Source organism: Cytobacillus solani (genome assembly GCF_006704205.1).
GTDB classification, from domain to species: domain Bacteria; phylum Bacillota; class Bacilli; order Bacillales; family Cytobacillaceae; genus Cytobacillus; species Cytobacillus solani.
On record NZ_CP041305.1, the window covers coordinates 1,825,123 to 1,847,375 of the forward strand.

At 38.8% G+C, this 22,253-nt stretch carries 21 protein-coding genes; all 21 read right to left on the reverse strand.

What is annotated here, in order from left to right:
• Positions 1–94: 94 nt before the first annotated feature.
• Positions 95–361: an RNA-binding S4 domain-containing protein gene (locus tag FI644_RS09420; RefSeq protein WP_053479363.1), complete on the reverse strand. Its 267-nt coding sequence runs from the start codon at positions 359–361 to the stop codon at positions 95–97.
• A gap of 17 nt (positions 362–378) precedes the next feature.
• Positions 379–1,836 carry a bifunctional methyltransferase/pyrophosphohydrolase YabN gene (gene yabN / locus FI644_RS09425; RefSeq protein ID WP_053479362.1) on the reverse strand — a complete coding sequence of 486 codons (1,458 nt, stop codon included), beginning with the start codon at positions 1,834–1,836 and terminating at the stop codon, positions 379–381.
• A 15-nt stretch (positions 1,837–1,851) separates the two neighbouring features.
• A complete protein-coding gene (locus tag FI644_RS09430) occupies positions 1,852–3,453 on the reverse strand; it encodes a putative polysaccharide biosynthesis protein (protein WP_142108244.1) in 1,602 nt (533 codons plus the stop codon).
• Between the two features lie 240 nt (positions 3,454–3,693).
• Positions 3,694–4,230, reverse strand: coding sequence for a stage V sporulation protein T (spoVT, locus tag FI644_RS09435; protein ID WP_053479360.1), 537 nt, complete (start codon positions 4,228–4,230; stop codon positions 3,694–3,696).
• 273 nt (positions 4,231–4,503) lie between these two features.
• On the reverse strand, positions 4,504–8,040 hold the full coding sequence (mfd, locus tag FI644_RS09440) for a transcription-repair coupling factor (RefSeq protein WP_142108245.1): 3,537 nt from the start codon (positions 8,038–8,040) through the stop codon (positions 4,504–4,506).
• 232 nt (positions 8,041–8,272) lie between these two features.
• Positions 8,273–8,503: an anti-sigma-F factor Fin gene (gene fin, locus FI644_RS09445; protein WP_053479358.1), complete on the reverse strand. Its 231-nt coding sequence runs from the start codon at positions 8,501–8,503 to the stop codon at positions 8,273–8,275.
• 149 nt (positions 8,504–8,652) lie between these two features.
• Positions 8,653–9,213 carry an aminoacyl-tRNA hydrolase gene (pth, locus tag FI644_RS09450; RefSeq protein WP_056681671.1) on the reverse strand — a complete coding sequence of 187 codons (561 nt, stop codon included), beginning with the start codon at positions 9,211–9,213 and terminating at the stop codon, positions 8,653–8,655.
• Positions 9,214–9,313: 100 nt separating this feature from the next.
• Positions 9,314–9,949 carry a 50S ribosomal protein L25/general stress protein Ctc gene (locus FI644_RS09455; protein ID WP_053479356.1) on the reverse strand — a complete coding sequence of 212 codons (636 nt, stop codon included), beginning with the start codon at positions 9,947–9,949 and terminating at the stop codon, positions 9,314–9,316.
• 331 nt (positions 9,950–10,280) lie between these two features.
• Positions 10,281–11,237 (reverse strand): ribose-phosphate diphosphokinase, encoded by a 957-nt coding sequence (locus FI644_RS09460; protein WP_053479355.1) that lies wholly within the window; start codon positions 11,235–11,237, stop codon positions 10,281–10,283.
• Positions 11,238–11,254: 17 nt separating this feature from the next.
• On the reverse strand, positions 11,255–12,628 hold the full coding sequence (gene glmU / locus FI644_RS09465) for a bifunctional UDP-N-acetylglucosamine diphosphorylase/glucosamine-1-phosphate N-acetyltransferase GlmU (protein ID WP_053479354.1): 1,374 nt from the start codon (positions 12,626–12,628) through the stop codon (positions 11,255–11,257).
• A gap of 293 nt (positions 12,629–12,921) precedes the next feature.
• Positions 12,922–13,212 carry a septation regulator SpoVG gene (gene spoVG / locus FI644_RS09470; RefSeq protein ID WP_053479353.1) on the reverse strand — a complete coding sequence of 97 codons (291 nt, stop codon included), beginning with the start codon at positions 13,210–13,212 and terminating at the stop codon, positions 12,922–12,924.
• Between the two features lie 280 nt (positions 13,213–13,492).
• Positions 13,493–13,867, reverse strand: coding sequence for a RidA family protein (locus FI644_RS09475; protein ID WP_053479352.1), 375 nt, complete (start codon positions 13,865–13,867; stop codon positions 13,493–13,495).
• Entirely contained in the window at positions 13,864–14,706 is an 843-nt protein-coding gene (purR, locus tag FI644_RS09480; RefSeq protein WP_142108246.1) for a pur operon repressor, read from the reverse strand. Before purR ends, FI644_RS09475 begins: the two co-directional genes overlap by 4 nt.
• A gap of 59 nt (positions 14,707–14,765) precedes the next feature.
• The gene (gene ispE / locus FI644_RS09485) at positions 14,766–15,635 is read right to left on the reverse strand and encodes a 4-(cytidine 5'-diphospho)-2-C-methyl-D-erythritol kinase (RefSeq protein WP_053479350.1); all 870 of its coding nucleotides are present in this window, start codon (positions 15,633–15,635) and stop codon (positions 14,766–14,768) included.
• Positions 15,636–15,843: 208 nt separating this feature from the next.
• Positions 15,844–16,020: a small, acid-soluble spore protein, alpha/beta type gene (locus tag FI644_RS09490; RefSeq protein WP_075209064.1), complete on the reverse strand. Its 177-nt coding sequence runs from the start codon at positions 16,018–16,020 to the stop codon at positions 15,844–15,846.
• Between the two features lie 136 nt (positions 16,021–16,156).
• A complete protein-coding gene (gene veg, locus FI644_RS09495; protein ID WP_053479348.1) occupies positions 16,157–16,420 on the reverse strand; it encodes a biofilm formation stimulator Veg in 264 nt (87 codons plus the stop codon).
• A gap of 227 nt (positions 16,421–16,647) precedes the next feature.
• Entirely contained in the window at positions 16,648–17,532 is an 885-nt protein-coding gene (gene yabG, locus FI644_RS09500) for a sporulation peptidase YabG (protein WP_053479347.1), read from the reverse strand.
• A 349-nt stretch (positions 17,533–17,881) separates the two neighbouring features.
• Positions 17,882–18,760 carry a 16S rRNA (adenine(1518)-N(6)/adenine(1519)-N(6))-dimethyltransferase RsmA gene (rsmA, locus tag FI644_RS09505; RefSeq protein WP_056681655.1) on the reverse strand — a complete coding sequence of 293 codons (879 nt, stop codon included), beginning with the start codon at positions 18,758–18,760 and terminating at the stop codon, positions 17,882–17,884.
• Positions 18,753–19,313 carry a ribonuclease M5 gene (gene rnmV, locus FI644_RS09510; protein WP_053479345.1) on the reverse strand — a complete coding sequence of 187 codons (561 nt, stop codon included), beginning with the start codon at positions 19,311–19,313 and terminating at the stop codon, positions 18,753–18,755. Before rnmV ends, rsmA begins: the two co-directional genes overlap by 8 nt.
• 367 nt (positions 19,314–19,680) lie before the next feature.
• Positions 19,681–20,862 (reverse strand): G5 and 3D domain-containing protein, encoded by a 1,182-nt coding sequence (locus FI644_RS09515; protein ID WP_142108247.1) that lies wholly within the window; start codon positions 20,860–20,862, stop codon positions 19,681–19,683.
• A gap of 329 nt (positions 20,863–21,191) precedes the next feature.
• Positions 21,192–21,959 (reverse strand): TatD family hydrolase, encoded by a 768-nt coding sequence (locus FI644_RS09520; RefSeq protein ID WP_053479343.1) that lies wholly within the window; start codon positions 21,957–21,959, stop codon positions 21,192–21,194.
• Positions 21,960–22,253 lie beyond the last annotated feature (294 nt).

Consider the following 22,253-nt stretch of genomic DNA (forward strand, 5'->3'; position numbering starts at 1 on the left):
TCATTCATCCCTCACATTCACAAAGTACAAGCTTTTTGTACATGTTTATGAATGAATGGAATGAAATAGAACAACGAAATGCGGAGGCGACTGTTTAGCCTTCCGATTCTACTTTCTCTTCTTTTATAATTGTATACATTTCTGCAGCGTCTTCTTTTCTTGTTGTTTCCTGTAAACGGTCGATTTTGACAGTCACTAATTTTTGGCCAAAGCGAACAACTAATTCATCTCCAACCTTTACGGTTGTACTCGCTTTTGCTTGTTGTCCATTAACTGAAATACGCCCTTGATCAGACACCTCTTTCGCTAACGTTCTTCTTTTAATTAACCGTGACACTTTTAAAAATTTATCTAATCTCATGCTAAACGCTCCTTTATTTACAAACCTTTTTCTTTCGCTTCATCCCAAAATTGATCAAGCTGTTCTAATGGAAAAGCTTCAAATCGCTTTCCACTTTCCTTTACCCGTTTTTCTACAAATGAAAATCGGCGTTTGAATTTTTGATTGGTCTGGTATAATGCTTCTTCCGGATTAATGTTATAAAACCTGGCAATATTGACAAAAGCAAAGAGTATGTCGCCGAATTCATTTGGCATTTTATCACTGTTATTCTCTGCTTCTAATTCAAATTCACGAATCTCCTCTTTTACTTTCTCCCAGGCTGGTCCTACTTCCTTCCAGTCGAAACCAACTTTTGCTGCTTTCTTTTGGATTTCCGCAGCCGCCATTAAATTAGGAAGAGACTTTCCTACTTGATCAAGGAGAGATTCTTCTGCTATTCCCTTTTCTTCTTTTTTTATAGCCTGCCAATTCTTCAATACATCTTCTTCGGTTTCTGCTGTTGAATGGCCAAATACATGCGGATGACGGCGAACCATTTTTTGAGATAACCCTTCAATGACGTCATCTATTGAGAAAAACCCATCATCCTCACCAATTTGGGCATGCAGGAGGACTTGAAGAAGGACATCACCAAGCTCTTCTATCAAATGATCGATATCGTCTTCATTTATCGCCTCAATGAGTTCATATGCCTCTTCGATTAAATACTTCTTTAAAGATTCATGTGTTTGCTTTTTATCCCATGGACACCCATTAGGCCCACGCAATTCAGCAATAATGTGACGGAGCTTTGTAAACCGTTTATATAGAATAGCTTCATCACTGACTGGCGGGACATAAACAGAAGTTAAATTATTTAACTCGACTTCCCGATCAAGTTCGTATAATGGAACCTTTTGAATCCGTTCGGATTGGCTCCCTGCTGCTGTCACAATATATATATCATAGTCATACGGGAGGATATCCATAAGTGTAAGCTTTACTTCTGAAGCAACAAATTGATCATACACCTGACCAATAATTACATGCTGTTTCACTTCCATTTCATCCTTCTTCAGACTTGTGCCATCTAGAAGCTGAAAGCCATCGATCGGGTCAATTTTTAACGCTTGAAATAGGGCATCAAGAAAGCTTTGTCCACCGCCAACTTCTATGTCCACACCTCTTTCAGGTGCTTTTTCGAGTAAAAGCTGTACGGTTTGTTCGGCCACAAGCGGATGACCAGGCACTGCATAAGTAATATTTCCCTTTGATAAAGCTTCATCAAGAAGAAAATGACAAATTTCCTCATATACTGCTTGAAATTGATCATGCTTTTCATAAACAGAATCAAAAGAAGTGAACACCAATCCCTCTTTTTCTAGTTCATTCACTACCGGATGCTCCTTCGTCCGCAAAAAAAGTGGATCCGCATTCTTTAATGCTCGATACACACCAAGTGGAAGCTGGTCCAAATCTCCTGCACCAAGCCCGAGTATACGAATTTTATTCATTTGTATCTTCAACTCCTATTTCTTTTTTGGCAGGAAAAACAATAGCTTGCTTCCAAACGGCAGCAGGGCAAGTTCCTCCTCTTTAAAGGTCCTCCCTTTTAAAACAATCCAAACATATATGATTGCACCTACAATTACAGCACTTACGGACTGAAGTCCTGCAAACAGACGATCATGATCAAAGGTTGGGAAAAGACCCGTTACATATATATAAATCTTTAAAACGATCACCATGACAAGTGCAGCTGCACTTACTACTAGGAAAGATCGCATACTCAAAATAGATGTTCTTAGTAACTTTCGAAGCCTGTATAACAATATAACCATGACCATACCTAATGTTAGACAGGATGCCAACGCTGCACCCATTGTATCAAACAACGGAACAAGGATCATATTCAAACCATATTTCACGCCAAACCCGCATAGAATAGCAAAAGCAGGGAAAAGAAAATTGCCTAACCCCTGAAGAATAGCGGTTGTGGTAATGATGATGGACGTAAATAAAATCAGCAAACATAATACCGCCAGCACTTCAGACCCATTACTATTTTCAAACAGCATTCTGTTAGTAGGTTCAATAATACTCCATAATCCAAATGTAGCACCCACTCCAATGAATAGACCGATTTGAATGGCAAGGCGGATTTTATCATGCATATATTCCATTTGTTCTTTCAACTTTTCACTCGTAATCATCGGAACGAGAGACAATGACATAGAAGTCGCAACAACCGTCCCAAGCTGTATTAACGGCTGTCCTCGGTCATATATCCCCTTTAATTCCTTTGCCCCTTCACTAGTTAAACCAGAAGAAAGGAGAATAGAATATAAATTCAATGAATCAGCCATTTGGATAAAAACAAGTAACATGCTGCTTATACAAACAGCAAAGCCTTGAAACAAGAGTGCATTTGCCAATCTCCTGCTTTCTTTCCAATTCACTTTCTCAATTGATAGGAATGTTCGTTTTCTTCTAGTCCAATAAAAAGCACCCAATAGGAGAATAGCTGTAATTCCACCGGTTACTGAACCAAGAACGGCCCCGCTTCCAACTATGTATAGGCTATACTCCTTTTTTGTCAGAATCCATGCTGTGAGCAAAATAGTAAGCACACGAACAAACTGTTCTCCAACTTGAGATATAGCGGTCGGAACCATATTTCCAGTTCCTTGAAAATAACCTCTAAGGACAGACACAATTGGAAAGATTAGAAAGACGAATGAAATCATTCGCAGCAATTGGGCAAGTCCTGGGTCACCCATTGATGCAGCGAGTCGCTCAGCTCCCCAATAAAGAATCGAAAAGCCAGAAAAACCAATTAGCATTAAAACAACTGCAGCAATGGCAAATAAACGATGTACTCCACTTTTCCCCTGTTTCACTGCCTGCTCTGCATAAAGCTTAGAGATAATAACCGGAAACCCATTCGTAGCTAATACTAATGCAACGCCATAGAATGGATATACCTGCTGATAAATATAAAATCCAACATCTCCAACAATATTTTGAAATGGTACGCGATACATCGCACTTAATATCTTTGTAATTAAAGCAGCAATTGTTAATATGAGCGCTCCTTTAAATAAATCTCTAGAATTCTTTTCGGGCCCCATAAGCCCAACTCCTCCCAAAACACAATCAGCAATAATTCAGAAGTATTATAACACAGAAATGCGGAGGTGCCTTGTTCACCCCCGACAAGCATAGGACAAGCCGGCTATATTAACTTTCTAAATAGATAAGGTCAGATCTAAGTGCTGATCCCGTCTGAAAAAAGAAAAAGGGCAGCATTTTGCTACCCCTTTTTCAAATATATTCTTTTGTAAATCTTGAACTAGGAAGCTAAGTACTTCTTAAGATTCCATTTGTCTTGCTAAGAAGCTCGCTGCGGTCTCCACCGCTTTTTGTTCTACATCACCTAAGGAGCCCTCTTTTGCATAAATAATGACTGCACCAATTGGATCCCCATTCGCAATAATCGGACCCATTGTATAAGCGGATAAATCCTCTGAATTCCCTTCAACCAAGGAGATATTACCAGACTGATTCATAATAACTGAACTGCGGTCTTCCATGGTTTTCTCAACTAGTTCGCTAACATTTTTGTTTAAATATTCCTTCTTCGAACCACCTGCAACAGCAATAAACGTATCTCTGTCACAAATTAAGACCGGATTGCCAAGACTGTCATACAATGCTTCTGCATACTCCTTCGCAAAATCACTAAGTTCACTGATTGGAGAGTATTTCTTTAGAATCACTTCTCCATCACGATCCACAAAAATTTCGAGTGGGTCTCCTTCACGAATACGTAATGTTCTGCGTATTTCCTTAGGAATAACTACACGACCTAAATCATCGATTCGACGAACAATGCCAGTTGCCTTCATCTAATGTTGCCTCACTTTCATCTGATGATTTTTGAAAAGCGGCTGCGCTAAAACAGCTGTCTAACTTAAGACGCACCTGCTTTTCCTTTAGCAATGCTTTAATTGGGAGAAAATGAATGCATCGCCATGTTTGAACTTAGTATCTTTCATCTGGAAAGTTATATACACGTTCAATTATTTTTTTCTCATGTAGGTAGTAGTAACCAAATTTGGTTAAACATTACATCGGGCTTTCTTATGAAATACCCTTATCCTAAGCAACTGAAACATTTTCTATGAAGTTGTTTGACTCTGTACCTCTTTTTTTGATCCATAAAGACCACGGACAATTTCAAAGGCAATATTCAACCATTCTCTAGTTTTCATCCCTTTAATATAAAGAACAGCCTTAAGTTTTTTCCCATCCATTCCAAGACCAACTGTTCGTCCATATTTACTTGTTACTTCAAAGATCTTCTGACCGTCAATTTGAGAACTTGCCTTTTCAGATAATAGTATTAAGACTTCATTCTTAGTCTGCTTAATCGTTTCAATTCCGATCATTTCTCCATAAACCTTCATTTCAGTCATTTGGAATAGATAAGATACTTCATCTGGATACTCACCAAACCGATCAAGCATTTCTTCATTTAATTCCTCTAGATCTTCCAATGAAGAAGCGCCTCTAAATCGTTTATACATTTCAATCTTTTGATGACCGTCATTAATATAAGCATCAGGAAGATAGGCATCTACTTCAAGGTCCACTTCTGTTCGCGGCTTAATCTCTTCATTCATATTGCCTTTTCGATCCTCAATCGCTTCTTTTAACATTTGAGAATATAAATCAAAACCAACCGAATCGATGAAGCCATGCTGCTCTGCCCCTAGCAGGTTTCCGGCTCCCCTAATCGATAAATCACGCATGGCAATCTTAAATCCGGATCCTAGCTCTGTAAATTCCTTTATGGCTTGAAGTCGTTTTTCTGCCACTTCTGTTAATACCTTATCCTTACGATAGGTGAAATAGGCATAGGCAACCCGATTCGAACGGCCAACCCTTCCTCTTAGCTGATAAAGCTGTGAGAGCCCCATTTTATCAGCATCATGGACAATCAAGGTATTCACATTCGGAATATCGACACCTGTTTCAATAATCGTTGTGCTCACAAGTACATCAGATTCTCCTGCAAGAAAGCTCAGCATGACCGATTCTAGTTCATTTTCTGTCATTTTCCCGTGGGCATAGGTCACCTTCGCATCTGGTACAAGCATAGAAATTTCTTCCGCTTTTCTTTCAATATCTTCGACTCTATTATAGAGAAAATACACTTGCCCATCTCTCGCAAGTTCTCTTTCAATCGCTTCACGAACGATTCCGCCATTATATTCCATGACATATGTCTGAATCGGAAAACGATTTTCAGGTGGTGTCTCAATAACAGACAGATCACGCACACCCAGCATGGACATGTGGAGAGTCCTCGGAATTGGCGTTGCTGTAAGCGTCAATACATCCACATTCGTCTTCAGCTGTTTAATTTTTTCTTTATGTGTCACACCGAAGCGCTGCTCTTCATCGACGATTAATAGACCTAAATCACGGTAGGAAATATCCTTTGATAAAATACGATGAGTACCAACTACAACGTCAACTGCACCAGACTTCAGCCCTTTTATCGTTTCTGTTTGCTGCTTTCTTGACCGAAAACGGCTCAAGAGGCCAATTTCAATCGGAAAGTCTTGAAACCTTTCCCTCATTGTTTCATAATGCTGCTGGGCAAGAATCGTAGTTGGAACAAGGATAGCCACTTGTTTTCCATCCGCAATTGCTTTAAAAGCAGCACGGATTGCCACCTCTGTCTTTCCGTAACCAACATCCCCGCAAAGCAATCGATCCATCGGCCGCTCTCTTTCCATATCCCGTTTAATCTCATGGATTGAACGGAGCTGGTCTTCTGTTTCTTGATAAGCAAATGCCGATTCAAATTCTCTTTGCATTTCTCCATCCGGACTAAAAGCATGTCCTTTCGAAGCTTCCCTTTCCGCATAAAGCTTAATAAGATCATCCGCAATATCCTGAACAGAGGATTCAACTTTCTTTTTAACCCGCTTCCAGTCATTACCGCCTAATTTATATATTTTTGGCTCTTTTGCCTCTGAGCCTACATATTTCTGAATAAGATCAATTTGCTCAACTGGAACATAAAGCTTATCACTGCCTTGATATCGTATATGAAGATAATCTTTATGAACACCATTGATTACTAGTGTTTCAATCCCTAAATATTTCCCAATTCCATGATTCACATGGACAACATAATCTCCAACTTTTAATTCTGAATAGCTTTTAATTCGTTCAGCATTTGAAAGTTTTTGGCGACGAGGCTGTTTTTTTGTCCGTTTATTAAAAAGCTCCTCTTCCGTGATCACTGCAAGCTTTTGAATCGGCAATTCAAATCCCGTATGAAGATTTCCTTCTACAATTTGAACTTTTCCAAGAAGAAGCGGCTGTTTTTCATCTATGAACAGCGTGTCAATTTCATAGTCTTCTAACACTCTTTGAAGCTTCCTTACCCGCTCTTCTCCAGGACCTACTAGAATAACGGTATATTTTGCTTTTTTCCATCGTTCCAGTTCACCTTTTAACACATTCATTTGACCGTGGAAATTCTGCATTTGCTTGCATGTTACATTAATAATATTTTCTGGACTTGTATTCGGGACGTGTCTTAAAAATAAGGACATATATATAACAGGCTGCTTCTTCTTATTTAGAAATCCTTTTAAATTATGGGATATTTTCACTTCATGGATAATTTGGCCTTCACTTAATAGACTTGTATACCATTCTGCTTCTTCCTTCTCCAAAGAGTCATTCATCTCTTGGACACGACTGATTTCATCAATAATAATAAGACCATTCTCAGGAAGATAATCTACTAAACTATTTCTTTCCTCATAGGCAAAGGAGAGGTACTTGAATAGTTGATCTGGTTTACTGCCCATTTTCAATTGTTCTAACTCAAAACCAATATTTTGTGCTAGCAGTGTCTTTGCCTTCTCATCTTTTATCTTTTTAAGACTTGATCCTAATCCTTTTTCAAGCTTTTCAATGATTTTACTAAAATGATCAGCTTGTAAAGGATATTCTGTTGCAGGTCCGATTGTCACATCTGATAGTTTCTCTTTTGAACGCTGATCCTCCAATGAAAAGGAACGAATCGAATCTACTTCTGTATCAAATAATTCAATCCGGATAGGGTCTGTTTCCGTTAAAGGATAAATATCAATAATTCCACCTCTTATACTGAATTCACCTGGGGATGAAACCATTCCAACCCGTGTATATCCCATTTGAACAAATTGAAGAAATTGATCTTCTAGAAGTTCATCGCCTACTTTTAATGTTAATTGGCAAGCATTCCAAAGAGATGCGGGTGGGAGGATTTTTCTCAGTCCTGCCATTGGGGCAATTAAAATTCCTTCTTTACTTTTGCTCCAATAGTTTAATACTTCTATTCGCTGTGCCTTTAATTCTGGACTAGCAATACTAATTTCTGCAGCGATTAATTCATTAGCTGGATATAAAAATACCTCTGATTCTCCAGCTAAATTAACAATATCCTCATATAATTTCTGTGCTTGAAGTAGGTTATGTGTAACAACAAGCATCGGCCTTCCTGTCTGTTCATAAACAGATGCTAGAAAAAGTGTACGAGCAGAACCGGATAAGCCAGATATTAGCTGCTCCCTCAGTCCTTCTTTTATACCAGACAAGACGGACCTTACATCATCTTGCTGACTTATCATATGTTTAAGCCCTATCATGGCTACCCTCCAATCTGAAATGCGCAAGCGGCTTGGTCAGACCCGACAAGCATAAGACAAGACGGCTAGAAGGTTGTTCTTTAACCTTCTGGACGGGTTGGCTTATGACTCGAGGGTCTAGCCGCTGAAGCTAGACAATCTGAAATGCGCAAGCGGCTTGTCAGTAGATTTTCACCGACAATTCACAATAATTAGAAATAGAAAAACGCTTTGGATGATGGTCCAAAGCCTATTATTGAATCAAGAAGTCATGTTCGTGATAATCAGGATTGCGCTCTAACAGTTCATGACAATCTTCACATATTGCTTTTACTTGAAGATCTCCTGACTGATCATACGAAATCATTTCCTGTCGTTCTGAATGATTTAATAGATGAAAACCTAGAGAGTCCGTATTTATCGCTGTATTTTCAATTGTTCCTATTTTTACTCCACAATGACGGCAATGATAATGTATAGCCACTCCCTGTCCCTCCCCGCAAAACGTTCAATACTATTAGTATGAACGCATTGTTATGAACTTATTCATTAGGGATACAGATGCATAGCATACAGTAACATTCATATATAAAGATATATTATTTTATGATACTAATAAAAAAATATGATGGATTACTGGTTATATTCATTCATAATATGTAGAAATGGCTTTGATATCCAATCCTCACAGGCATTTGTGCATTTTAGAATAACCTCACCCAATATTTCCTGCTCTTCTTTCGAAAATCTTCCTAGAACATAGTCTGGAACCTTCATTCCGCTTGGTGGTCTGTCAATCCCTACTCTTATTCTGTTAAACTCTTGTGTTCCCAAATGAGCAATGGTTGACTTTATACCATTATGACCGCCCGCACTGCCTTTTTGCCGCAATCTAATTTTCCCAACCGGTAAATCTAAATCATCATAAATAACGACAAGCTCTTCATCTTCTATTTGAAAATAATCCATTAAAGCAGCAATAGATTCTCCTGATAAATTCATATAGGTTAGAGGCTTTAATAGATATACTTTCTCCCCTTGCACATGGCCAACCCCATAGATTCCTTGAAATTTCCCCTGGTTTAAAGGAATATTCAATCGATCAGAAAGTGCATCAATAACTTCGAACCCAATATTATGCCGTGTCTTTTCATACTGCTTTCCTGGATTTCCCAGTCCAACAATTAGTTTCATCTTCCCACCATCTTTTTAAATATTGCCTAAAAAGAAGGGGCCGACCAATTATAGCAGGCCAGTCCCTTCCGTTCGGGCAAGGCTTTATCCCTTTTAGCCTTTATTCTTCACTGCTTTTCGTTTCTCTGCCTTCCTCATTATCAGGAGTTCCAGGCTCCTGCTCTTCACCGCTATTAATTTCTGCTTCCTGTCTAGGAGGTAGGATGGAGGCAACAACTTCCTCGTCGCCCTCGTTTATTGTATACCCGCTGTTCGTTTGAATATCAGCAATAGTAAGTGTTTCATTCACTTGAAGATTTGAAACATCGATGTCCACCGATTGAGGAATGTTATCTGGCGTAGCAGTGACAGTAAGCTCATGCATAGATTGCTGCAGCACACCGCCATCTTTAACGCCTGGTGCATCCCCAACAAGATTTATTCGCACATTAGCTGTTATTTCCTTAGACATATCTACTGCAAGAAAGTCAACATGGATTACTTCATGTTTAATCGGGTCTGCCTGATAATCACTTAATACTACATTATGTTTATTCCCGCCCAATTCTAATGAAATAACTCCATTTCTTCCTACTTTTCGGATGATCTTAGTAAAATCCGCTTCACTTACATAAATAGACTTACTGTCCAATTTTGCTCCATAGACTACAGCTGGAATATTTCCATCCTGGCGTATACGGGTTAAAGCAGATCCTCGAAATTCTTTTCTCTCCTGTGCTTGCAATACAGCTGTCATCAATTGATCCCCTTCCTCATTTTGTAATCTAAGACACTCTATATAAAAAATGCCCTAAAAGGAGGAAAACTAAACCTTCTGTTTCAAAATCAGCGCCATCAGCAGATGCAATAATAGCAGGCTTGCACTTATGCAGGCCTGCTTCTTTTTTAGGATAAGAAAGTATAATATTTCACGAATTGGAGAACTGCATAGCGCAAGCAGCCTAGGGCCTATTGACCTTCCCTTCCTTGCCTGCGTTAAGTCAAGCACGAATGCGCTATCGCTCTTCGTGTTTCCTATATCTCATCGGGAGCGTCCAGTCCATATGACGTTTGCGCCTTGCTTACTATTAATCGAAAAGCGTGCTTACAGACTGCTCTTCGTGAACGCGAATGATCGCTTCTCCAATTAAAGGCGCAACAGATAGCTCAACAATTTTGGCAATTTTCTTTTCTTCTGGTAAAGCAATTGAATTTGTAACCACTAATTCTTTAATATTTGAATTCTGAATTCTTTCAATTGCTGGACCTGATAATACTGGATGTGTACAACATGCATATACTTCAGATGCTCCATTTTCCATAAGCGCATTGGCAGCAAGGGTAATCGTTCCAGCTGTATCGATGATATCATCAATTAAAATGGCTACTTTCCCATCAATATTACCTACGATATTCATTACTTCAGCAACATTTGGCTTTGGACGGCGTTTGTCAATGATGGCAATCGGAGCCTTTAGACGCTCAGCCATTTTACGTGCACGTGTAACTCCACCATGATCCGGAGATACAATGACAACATCTCCATCCATTGCCTTCTTCTTAAAGTACTCAGATAAAATAGGCACACCCATTAAGTGATCAATTGGAATATCGAAGAATCCTTGAATTTGCGGTGCATGTAAATCAAGTGTAATCACACGTGTTGCTCCAGCTGTTTCAAGAAGATTAGCTGCTAATTTAGCAGTAATTGGTTCACGTGCTCTCGCCTTTCGATCCTGACGCGCATATCCATAATATGGCATAACGATGTTGATTGTCTTAGCTGAAGCGCGCTTTAAAGCATCGATCATAATTAAAAGTTCCATTAAGTGCTCATTTACAGGAGAGCTTGTTGATTGAATCACATATACATCACATCCGCGAATACTCTCTTCAATGTTGATTTGAATTTCTCCATCGCTAAAACGCTGTACTGAGCACTTCCCTAATTCTACTCCAATTACACTTGCAATTTCTTGTGCTAAGTCACGGTTTGAGTTAAGACTAAAAACTTTTAAATTAGGATCTAAATATTGGTTAGACATGTTGAGCCTCCATCGCATTATTTCTTTATGTTCAGTTTTCCCACATAATTCTCTTTATTCACTTGACGCGCTCTCGCAATTGACAACGCTTCCCCAGGTACATCCTCTGTGATTGTAGAACCAGCAGCTACATAAGCATTCTTGCCAATCGTTACAGGCGCTACAAGATTGGAATTACAGCCAACAAAAACGCCATCCTCAATCTTTGTCAAAAATTTATTTTTTCCATCGTAATTAACAGTGATTGTGCCACAGCCAATATTCACATCACGCCCAACCTCTGCATCACCAATATAGCTTAGATGTGAAGCTTTGCTTCCTTCACCCAAAACAGCCTTTTTCACTTCCACAAAGTTTCCAATTTTTACACTGCTGTGGATTTCTGATTTTGGACGAATATGGGCATAAGGACCAATTTGCACATCAATTCCTATTTGACTATCAAATGCGGCGGATTGACGTATGACGGTACGATCTCCTACTGTACAATCAGCAATTTCACTATGTGGACCAATCACACAATCAGAGCCGATTACCGTTTTTCCAGAAAGTGTTGTTCCTGGGTGCAAGATTGTATCCATTCCAATTATAACATCTGGACCGATATATGTATTTAATGGGTCAATAATTGTTACACCATTTTTCATGTGAAATTCATTGATCCGCTTTTTCATAAATCGCTCTGCTTCAGAAAGTGCTACACGGTCATTCACACCAAGCGTTTCTTCGAATTCATCCGTTTGATAAGCAGTAACGATTTCTTGATCATCTTTTAAAATTCCAATCACGTCAGGAAGATAGTATTCACCCTGTACATTATCATTGCTTACACGAGTAAGGGCACTAAATAAGGCGTTATTGTCAAAACAATAGGTTCCAGAATTAATTTCCTGAATTTCTCGCTCTGCCTCTGTTGCATCCTTATGTTCAACAATTTTTTCTACATACCCATTTTCATCACGAATAATGCGGCCATATCCAGAAGGATCATCCGCTAATACCGTTAGAACCGTAGCTTTCGCTTTCATCTTCTCATGGTGGTTAAGAAGTGCCTCCATTGTTTCATGCTTGATCAACGGCGTATCACCGCACACAACAATCGTTACTCCTTCTTTTCCTCCTAGGATATCTTTCGCCTGCATTACGGCATGAGCTGTCCCTAGCTGCTCTTTTTGCAAGGCATATACAATACTGTCACCAAGCTGAGATTGAACCAGTTCTGCTCCATGACCAATAATGGTAACCATTTTCTCTATATTAAGCTTTCCAACTTGGTCAACCACATGTTGAACCATTGGTTTACCGCAAACGGGATGAAGGACTTTATAAAGTTTTGATTTCATTCTTGTCCCTTGGCCCGCGGCTAATATAACCGCATAACGATTAGACATAAACGCTGCCTCCATTCCAAAATATATCTTCAACACGTCAAAAGCCATCACAACGATATCCTTTTTATCCATTAAAAATATATCTTAATTAGGACACTATTTCAAGGAATGAAAGAAACTACTTATATTTGTCAATTTAATGAACATTTTTTTGCAGGGAAGGTTTAGATGGAAACAAAAAGGGGGAATGATAGAAGAGTGGGCAGAAGTTTTTACTAACCGTTCATTCATTTTAAAAAAGAGATAAATAAAAAGAGCCATACTTTTGAAGTAGGCCCTTGATGTTTATTTGTTTAGGAAGCTCCAGCTTCTTCGAATTCAACTTCTAATTCACCTAAACGGTGGTATTCTGATAATACAGCTTCCTGAATTTTGCCTCTAGTTCCGGAGTTAATCGGATGAGCAATATCTCTAAATTCACCATCTGGAGTACGCTTGCTTGGCATTGCAACAAATAGACCGTTATTCCCATCAATCACTCGAATATCGTGAACAACAAATTCATGATCTAAAGTAATGGATGCAATAGCCCTCATCCGACCATCTGTATTAACACGGCGTAATCTTACGTCAGTTACTTCCATCCTGTTCACCACCTTTGCGAGAAGATACAAACCTAGTGTATAAATTCAACATGATTCTTGTTTCTCCTTCTTTAAGTTGAAAAAAATTTTCGAATTATTCAGTTGAAAGAGCAAGATGTCACATTTTCCCCTATATTCCCTCATTCATTATGACTAGTTTATTGTAATAATATACAAAATAATTTTAATTTATAAATAATTGGACCTATTAAAAACCATGCTCACTTAGCAAATAAAATAAAAAACAAGCTTATCAATCACGATAAGCCTGTTTTTTATTTTATTTAACTAGGGCAATTACTTCAATTTCAACTAATGCATCTTTCGGAAGTTTAGCTACCTCTACACAAGATCGAGCCGGTTTATGGGTATGGAAGTATTCCCCATACACTTCATTAATAGCAGCAAAGTCGTTCATACTCTGAATAAACACAGTCGCTTTTACAACAGTATCCAAGGAAGCTCCAGCTTCTTCAAGTACTGCTTGGAGGTTTTTAAATACTTGATGAGTTTGAGCCTTTACATCTCCCTCAACCATTACCCCTTCAGTTGTCAGTGGAATTTGTCCAGAGCTATAAAATAAATTATTTACAATGATTCCTTGAGAATAAGGACCGATTGCTGCAGGAGCCATGTTCGTTTGAATCGTCTTCATACTGATTTTCCCCCTTCTATAGATCTTTTGAAATAATTTCCTTCACCAACATTAATCTTTTTCTCTTTTACATCTACATCTGAAAGCCTAACAAGGGATATATATTCATCTACAAGCCGCTCTTCCGCTTTTTCCGCTTCAACTAATACGGCAATACCTGCGACATATGCCTTAAACTCTTCAAGCATACTAACCATCCCATTGACCGTCCCGCCTGCCTTCATAAAATCATCAACAATCAAAACTCTTGAGCCCTCTTCAAGGCTTCTCTTAGAGAGCAGCATCGTTTGAATTCGTTTGGCAGAACCTGATACATAGTTGATGCTTACAGTTGAGCCTTCAGTCACCTTACTGTCCCTTCTGACAATAACAACAGGAACATTTAAATAATTTGCCACTGCATAGGCTAAAGGAATGCCTTTTGTAGCAACAGTCATAACCACATCAATTTTTGTATCAGCATAAGCAGAAGCAAATAAACGGCCAGCACGCTGCACAATGGTTGGGTCTCCTAATATATCTGTCATATATAAATATCCACCAGGCAATAGCCTTTCAGGGCTTGCAATTAATTCACAAAGCTCTTTAATAAATGATCTTGCCTCTTCATCCGACACCTTTACATGGAACCGTACCCCGCCTGCAGCACCTGGCACTGTTTGCAGAGTACCAATATTTCTTTGTTCAAAGGTTTCCTTAATAATAGCTAAATCTTCACTAATGGAGGATTTAGCTGACCCATATCTTTCCGAAAAAAATGTTAAAGAAACTAATTGATGTGGATGTTCTAGTAAATAATTCGTCATGTCAATTAAACGTTCACTTCGACGAAATTTCATCATAGGACCCCCAGTGAAATCCGAATATTTTATCGATAATATACCACTATTATCCGGATTTAATCAAGCATATGTCTTTCACCAAGCATTCTGACTGCGAAAACTTGATCACAAAAACCTCTTAGTCCATTATAAATCCGTTGCATTCTAGAATCATGATGAACAAGTCCAAATACAGTCGGCCCACTGCCGCTCATCAATACTGCATCCGCTCCAAAACGCTTCATTTGCTCTTTAATTTGAGCGACTTCTGGATGTAAGGAAAATGTTACCTCTTCAAGAACATTGCCAACATGCCCACATACACCCTCATAATCCCCTTGTTCAATTGCTCGAATCATTTCTTTTGTTTTCGGATGGTGAATCCCATTTATATTAAGTCTGCGATACACATCCGCTGTTGAAACGCCAATAAATGGCTTAGCCAATATGACCCAGCAAGTCGGCGCAGCCGGAAGCTTCGTAATTACTTCCCCGCGACCGGTTGCAAGGGCTGTCCCTCCATATACACAGAAAGAGACGTCTGAGCCGATCTCTGCTCCTATTTCTGCAAGCTGATCAACCGAAAGTCCAAGCTTCCAAAGTTTATTAAGCCCTCTTAATACAGCAGCTGCATCACTGCTGCCGCCCGCAAGACCCGCTGCAACCGGTATAGTCTTTTCAATGGCAATCTCTACGCCACTCTTCACATGAAATCGTTCTTTTAATAGGAGTGCAGCCTGGTACGCCAGATTCCGCTGATCATCCGGAACAAATCGATTATGTGAAATAATTTTTATTTCATCTTGTTCTAATAAAGTTAATTCTAGGCGGTCCGCTAAGTCAATTGTTGTCATTATCATTTCAACTTCATGATAGCCATCTTGCCGTTTATGTAAAACATCTAATGATAAATTGATCTTCGCCGGTGCCTTCACCAAAAGCTTCACATTTCCACCTACTTTATATATTTCAACGACTCCATTTTTTGTCCTATTTTACCACAAAACAGCAAAAGTAAGACCTCTGATCTAACTTTCGTCACAAATTATTTGTTTCACGGAATTTTCAAAATAAAAAACCAGGGCAGATAACCCCGGTTTCACACAGTGTTTTCAATTTAGTTAATTAGTAAGCATGCGTAAAAGCCATAAAAGATTATTGGTTTTTCAGAAGACTTTGCTGGGCAATTTCAACTGCTCTTTTAACCATATTCCCTGCATCTCTAGCTGTTATGCCGCCCCATCCCTCTTTTTGGACGGTATCATAAAAGCCTAATTCCTTCGCAAGCTCCTCTTTAAATCCTTCTGACATAATCCCTCTTCTTCTGCCTATGATTAACATCCCCTTCTACACTGTGTATGTATAGTATGGGACAAAGTTTTGTTTTCATTAAAATACAAGGCTCACATTTTGTAAACGAAAAGAGCCGCTGATTTCTCAGCGACTCCATGTGAAGCAAAATCATCTATTAATTTAAAGCAACTTGTCCTGTTGTATCTTCATAGAATGTAATTTGAACCGTTTCTGTTAAGACATCTGCATAGCTGTAAGATACGCGTTCAAACGCATTTTCTTCCTGATCTAACTCAATAACAAATACGGATGGGTACGTTTCAGCTAAAACACCTGAACGCTCAATCGTCTTTCTCCGTCCGCCATTGGCCTTGAGTAATAGTCTTTTCCCAAGGTTTGAATCAAGAGCCTTTTTGATATCATTTAATGTTTTTCCCATTCGGTCCACCTCACTATGTTAAGTATATCACGTTGACACAATGGAGTCAAATTAAAAATATAAATTATAACAGGAAATAAAAAAGATTGTCAATATATTTTAATCCGCAATTTCTTCTATTTTTCAACATTTATAGGTTGCCCTTATACATATAGAAATATGTAAGCTTACTTCACATTCTCTTCATGTAAAAAAAATAAACCGTTTCATGAAGAACGGCTTACAAATCATGATTCAGTGTTTTGTTCTCTATTATAAGGCATACCTGTTCTCAATACCCCTCTTGTCTCTATTCCTCCTAATCCTTTTTCTCCGGTTAATGTATTTCTTAGAACATCCCAAACATTGATCCGCTCCATAAAGGGGGTAAAACTGATTTTTGCTACAATATAAACTGGATCAAGTGCATGGATGTTCACTCGATAAGGTGAACTTGCAAAATTTGCCCCTGCATGGATGATTGATTCGAAATGGGACTGACAAGCGCCTGCAAAAATAACAAGCTGGTCTAAATGAGGGATCTTCTTCCTTGCCTCCTTAACTGTTTGAACAAAATGTTTAGAATGTCGATAGGCATTAATATCTGCTTTTTTCCCCTTGGATTTTGAGTAGGAATCATGCCCTGTAATAACCAAAATATCTGGTCTGTAATAATCAATTAATTGTCCAATTTTGATTGGCATTTCCTTTTCATTGCAATGAATCCCTGTTACAGGAACACCGATTTTTTCGTATAAAGATAAGCACTTTTCCAAATAAGCTGGGTCACCGTCTAAATGCAGCACTCTTCCTGGTATCTGAAAATAATTATATGCCTTGCTGTACCCATCTGTAGCCTCATACTCTCGTCTTTGCTTAAGCAGATCTACATCCTGCTGAAATAACTGAAGAGATTGCTCCTCTCGTGTGTAGGATTCCTTCGCTTTCTTTTCCCTCATCGACTGGCTAACCGCAAGTAGATCCTCAAGTGGTGCATCAGCTATCAGCCGAATATCTTCCCCATATAAAATAGCGATCTTCTTGCCATTTTGTTCACGTATATCAATTACCCGAAACATAATATCACATTGATAAGAGACTCTGCCGACAATATCCATGATGTTTATGCTCACTGTTGTCACTCCATTTAGCCCTATACATATAAAGAGCGATCTATTCGAATATATTCCTCTCATAAAATATGCATACGTCCATAAACATGTGCGTTATCGCAGACAGCGGATGAAATAGAAGCTCAGCTATACCAAGAAAAGCGCAAGCGCCTTGGTGATCGCCGTACAAACTGGAAGGGCCGGTTCTTTCGATAAAGGAAACACGGTGAGCGAGAACGAACCGATGTTGACGCAATCGTTGCGGAGGGGACCTGAAGTTTGATAGGCGATAGGACGCTTGCGCTAGACAATTCTCTAACTCCAAAGTTATAAATTCTGATACTAAAAAAAGGCCTGCAACATGCAGACCTTAAGCAAAGATTGGAAATAGATGATCACTTAACCGGGCAAATTCTTCGATTGATAAAGTTTCTCCCCTTCTTCCGGGATCAATTTCCGCTTGTTTCAATGCAGAAAGAATCTCTTCCTTCTTCTGTTTTCCTTCTTGCAGCCCATTCGTAAGATTGTTTAGTAACGTTTTTCTTCTTTGTGCAAAGCTTATCCGTATTAATTGAAAAAAGAAGCCTTCATTGATTACTGATACCGCTGGTTCCTTCCTTTTCGTTAATCGAATGACTGCTGAGTCCACATTTGGCTGAGGAACAAAAACAGTTTTAGGAACAATCATTACTGTCTCAGCTTCCGTATAATATTGAATGGCAATCGAAAGGGAGCCATAATCCTTTGTTCCTGGCTTGGCAGCTATTCGATCAGCCACTTCCTTTTGGAGCATGCAAACAATCCCCCTAATCGGGAGCTTTTCTTCAAGCAGCTTCATTATGATTGGGGTTGTTACATAATAAGGGAGATTGGCCACAACCATTAAATCTGCTATCTCACCTAACTCCTTTTCAATGACCCCTTTTACATCCGCTTTTAATACATCTTCATGTATAACCTTCGTATTTGGATAGGGAGCTAGTGTTTCCTCTAAAATGGGCAATAGACGCTGATCAATTTCAAATGCGACTACCTTTTTGCTTCTTCTAGCAAGCTGCTCTGTTAAGGCACCGATTCCCGGTCCTATCTCAATGGCTGCTGAATCATCCGTTAGTTCTGCATGATCAACGATTCGCTTTAAAACATTCGTATCGATTAAAAAATTTTGTCCGAGACTTTTCTTAAAGGAAAATCCGTATTTTTCAAGAATATCCCTTGTCCTAATTGGTGTAGCAATATCTTTATGCATTGTCTTCCTCCTGACGTATAACTTGGATAGCAGCAGCAAATGAAGCCTTGCTAATCTGGAACATCATTAACCTCTTATGCAGCTGTTTCCCATTTGCAAAGCCAATTTTCAGCAACTTACCAAGCTTTTCTCTGCGCTCTCTCGCTCCCTCTCCACCGATAAGACCTGCCGTTATTAAATCCTCTTGCGTTATCTCCTCTACTGTCTCTTCATGCATCACGTGAGCAGCTTGAAGAGCCCTTCGGATTGTTTCAGGAGACGCATGTTCAACACCAACACCTTTTCCATGCTTATGAATAGCATCTTCCTTTTCGATAAAAGCATGCTTACAGCCTGGAACCTGCTCTTTAATCGTGTTGCGGATTTTTTGTCCTGGAAAATCCGGGTCAGTAAGGACAATAACCCCTCTTGTTTCTTGTGCAAGTTTTATTTTATCAATCGTTTCTAGATTAATTGCTGACCCATTTGTTTCAATTGTGTCAGCATCCAACGCTCTCTTTATAGCCGTTGTATCATCTTTTCCTTCGACAACTATAATTTCTTTAACTTTCATATTTCCTCCTTAAGACGACGAAAAGCGTAAGCGCCTTGACCATCGCCGAACAAACGCAGAAGGGCCGGTTCTTTCGATAATGGAAACACGAAGAGCGATAGCGCATTCATGTGCTTGACTTATCGTAGGGAGGGGACCAGAAGTTTGATAGGCGATAGGCGCTGCAGCTAGACAATTCTCTAATTCCAAAGTTATTCTTCTTATCTTTAAATAAAATATTTGATAAAAACCTGAAACATTTTTGTAATGTAAATCGTCTATATAGATGAACATTAAATAATGACTTTTATTATATATGAAAAATCCAAGAATGGAAAAAACAAAAAATGCAGAGGTTTTAAAAGCCCCTGCATCGTGAATAATACTATTAATTTAGAATTCTAATTTTAACCGTCTTACGGCCCCAACGGTAAGCTACAGCTTTAGATGAGAAGAATACGTCAATTTTGTTTCCTTTGATTGCGGATCCAGTATCAGCAGCTACAGCATAACCATAGCCCTCAACATATACCTTTGTTCCTAATGGAATAACTCTTGGATCCACTGCAATCACTTTTGCATTCGGATTGGCTCTTAGGTTAATGCCTGTTGCAGTATTCCCTGAACAGCCATTACAGTTCGCTGTATATGCCGTTGAAGAGACATATATTTCTTTGCCGCCTGATTCATTTCCTCGAGACACAACATAATTGACTGTCTTTGATCCAACAGCAACTACTTTATCTGTCTTTTCTCTGACCTTTTTCTCACTAATTAATTTTCTGGAAACCTCTTTGCCATTCTCTAAAACCACTTCAAACTCTTTGTTTAGAAGGCCTTCCTTCCCTTGTGTAACAACTTTCTCTGTCCCTTTATTCATGCTGCTGTCCTTTTTCGTTACAACAGCAAACTTTATTGGTTCTTCCACTACATCGGTGACCTTTTCTACTCGAATGACATGGATCACGTCATTTTCTTTGACTTTTTCTTCTGTTTTCGGTTCAACACGATCGAACTCTCCTAGTGTAATCCCCTGTTGTGATAAAAAGTCAGCGACCGTAGTCGAAGTTGACCATACCTGTTTCTTATTCCCGCCATCAGACAAAGTGATCGGAAATGCTGTATCTATTTCTATCTCTAAATGATCTTTTATTTTGTTTTCGAGATTTGGTTGAACTTTGTCATATTCAGATAAGGCAATCTTCTGTTCATTCAAAAGCTCTTCAACTGTTTCGGATACTGTCCAAATCGTTTTCTTCTCGTTGTCTTTTACAATGTGAACCTGTTTTGCCGGCTTCCAAACAATTTCTAAATTATTTTCCACCTTTGTGTCCCTTGCTGGAAACACATAATCCTCTGAGTGTAAAGAAATTTCTAGCTCTGCGAATAACTCACTTATTGTTGCCGCATGAGTTTTAATATTTTTTTCTTGCCCATCTAATGTGATTGCTACTGTTTTCTTAGTAGTTTCAAAGATTAAGAAGCCAAAAGACGCCGCAAAAACGAGGAAACTCGCAGTAATAATTGCTAATTTCTTTTTACTCAAAGACTTGGATAACAGGTTTTTCATGTTTTTGAATACGATGAAAAACGCCTCCTTTTCTCTCGGAGTGATTATATAGACTATCGAGCTTGCTGTCAACTCCTTGGTATTTGCCGTCACGTATGAATGTTACACAAAGGAGACAGACAGGTGTCTAACATTTAGTCGTAATCTTTCTTTCCAAGTAGAATAACCAGCCCCCTCTCAAACTTATTCCCTATTATGCAAAAACTTCAATAGAAAGGAAAGAGAGACTTATCGACATGGTTATCCTATGAGAGGAGAAGGAAATGTAGAACTTCTTAGAAATAGAAAAAAATAGGACAAGCTTTCTAAAAAAACGACAATTTTCCTTATCAGTTTATGCCGAATATTTTTTTGGCATTGGCTGTTGTTGCTTCAGCTACTTCTTCGAAAGAGATCCCTTTTATTTCTGCAATCTGCTCAGCAACTAACTTTACATAACTTGGCTCATTTCGCTTTCCCCGATATGGATGCGGAGCTAAATAAGGGCAATCTGTCTCAATAAGCAACTTTTCTAAAGGGATAGCTTCAGCGACTTCCTTTGGTTTTTTTGCATTTTTAAACGTAACTGGCCCTCCTAGGGAAATATAAAAATTCATCTCTACACATTCTTTTGCCGTCTCTGGACTTCCACTGAAGCAATGCATGATTCCCCCAACCTCTCTTGCCTCTTCTTCTTTTAGAATCTCAACAATGTCAGCCGTTGCATCCCGATTATGAATAACGATTGGCAATTTTACTTTTTTCGCTAGTTGAATTTGCCTTCTAAATACCTCTTTTTGAACATCCTTTGGAGATTTGTCCCAATGGTAATCAAGCCCCATTTCTCCAATTGCTACTACCTTTGGATGGCTCGCAAGCTCTTCGATCCACAGAAGGTCTTCATCCTTCATATCAATTGCATCAACAGGGTGCCAGCCAATACTTGCATAAATAAAATCATATTTCTCCACTAATTCCATTGCCTTTTCAATTGTCGGACGATCAAAACCAACAACGACCATTCGAGAAATTCCCTCTTTTAATGCCCTATTAATCACTTCTTCTAAATCTTCTTTATATTGATCCGCATTCAAATGCACATGTGTGTCAAATAACATCAAAATACTCCTTTTTATCAAAAATTATTTTTACATTACATTTTTATCATTTATTTAACAAATGCAAAAGTGCCTCTCTCCCCCATCGAATAGCAAAAGACATATCTCACGGGAGGGTGTTTTTTTACCTTTTCAGGAGGCTTGGTTTGATACCTTGAAGTCGACCAAAATGCGACGGTTCCATAAAATCTTTCCTTTTGCAAATTGCCGCTGCCACCAAAGCTTTTCTTATCCTGTCTAATTGTCGACACTAGTTTATCCTGTACGCCGTGGGTAGCGCTTAAACTAAAAGGT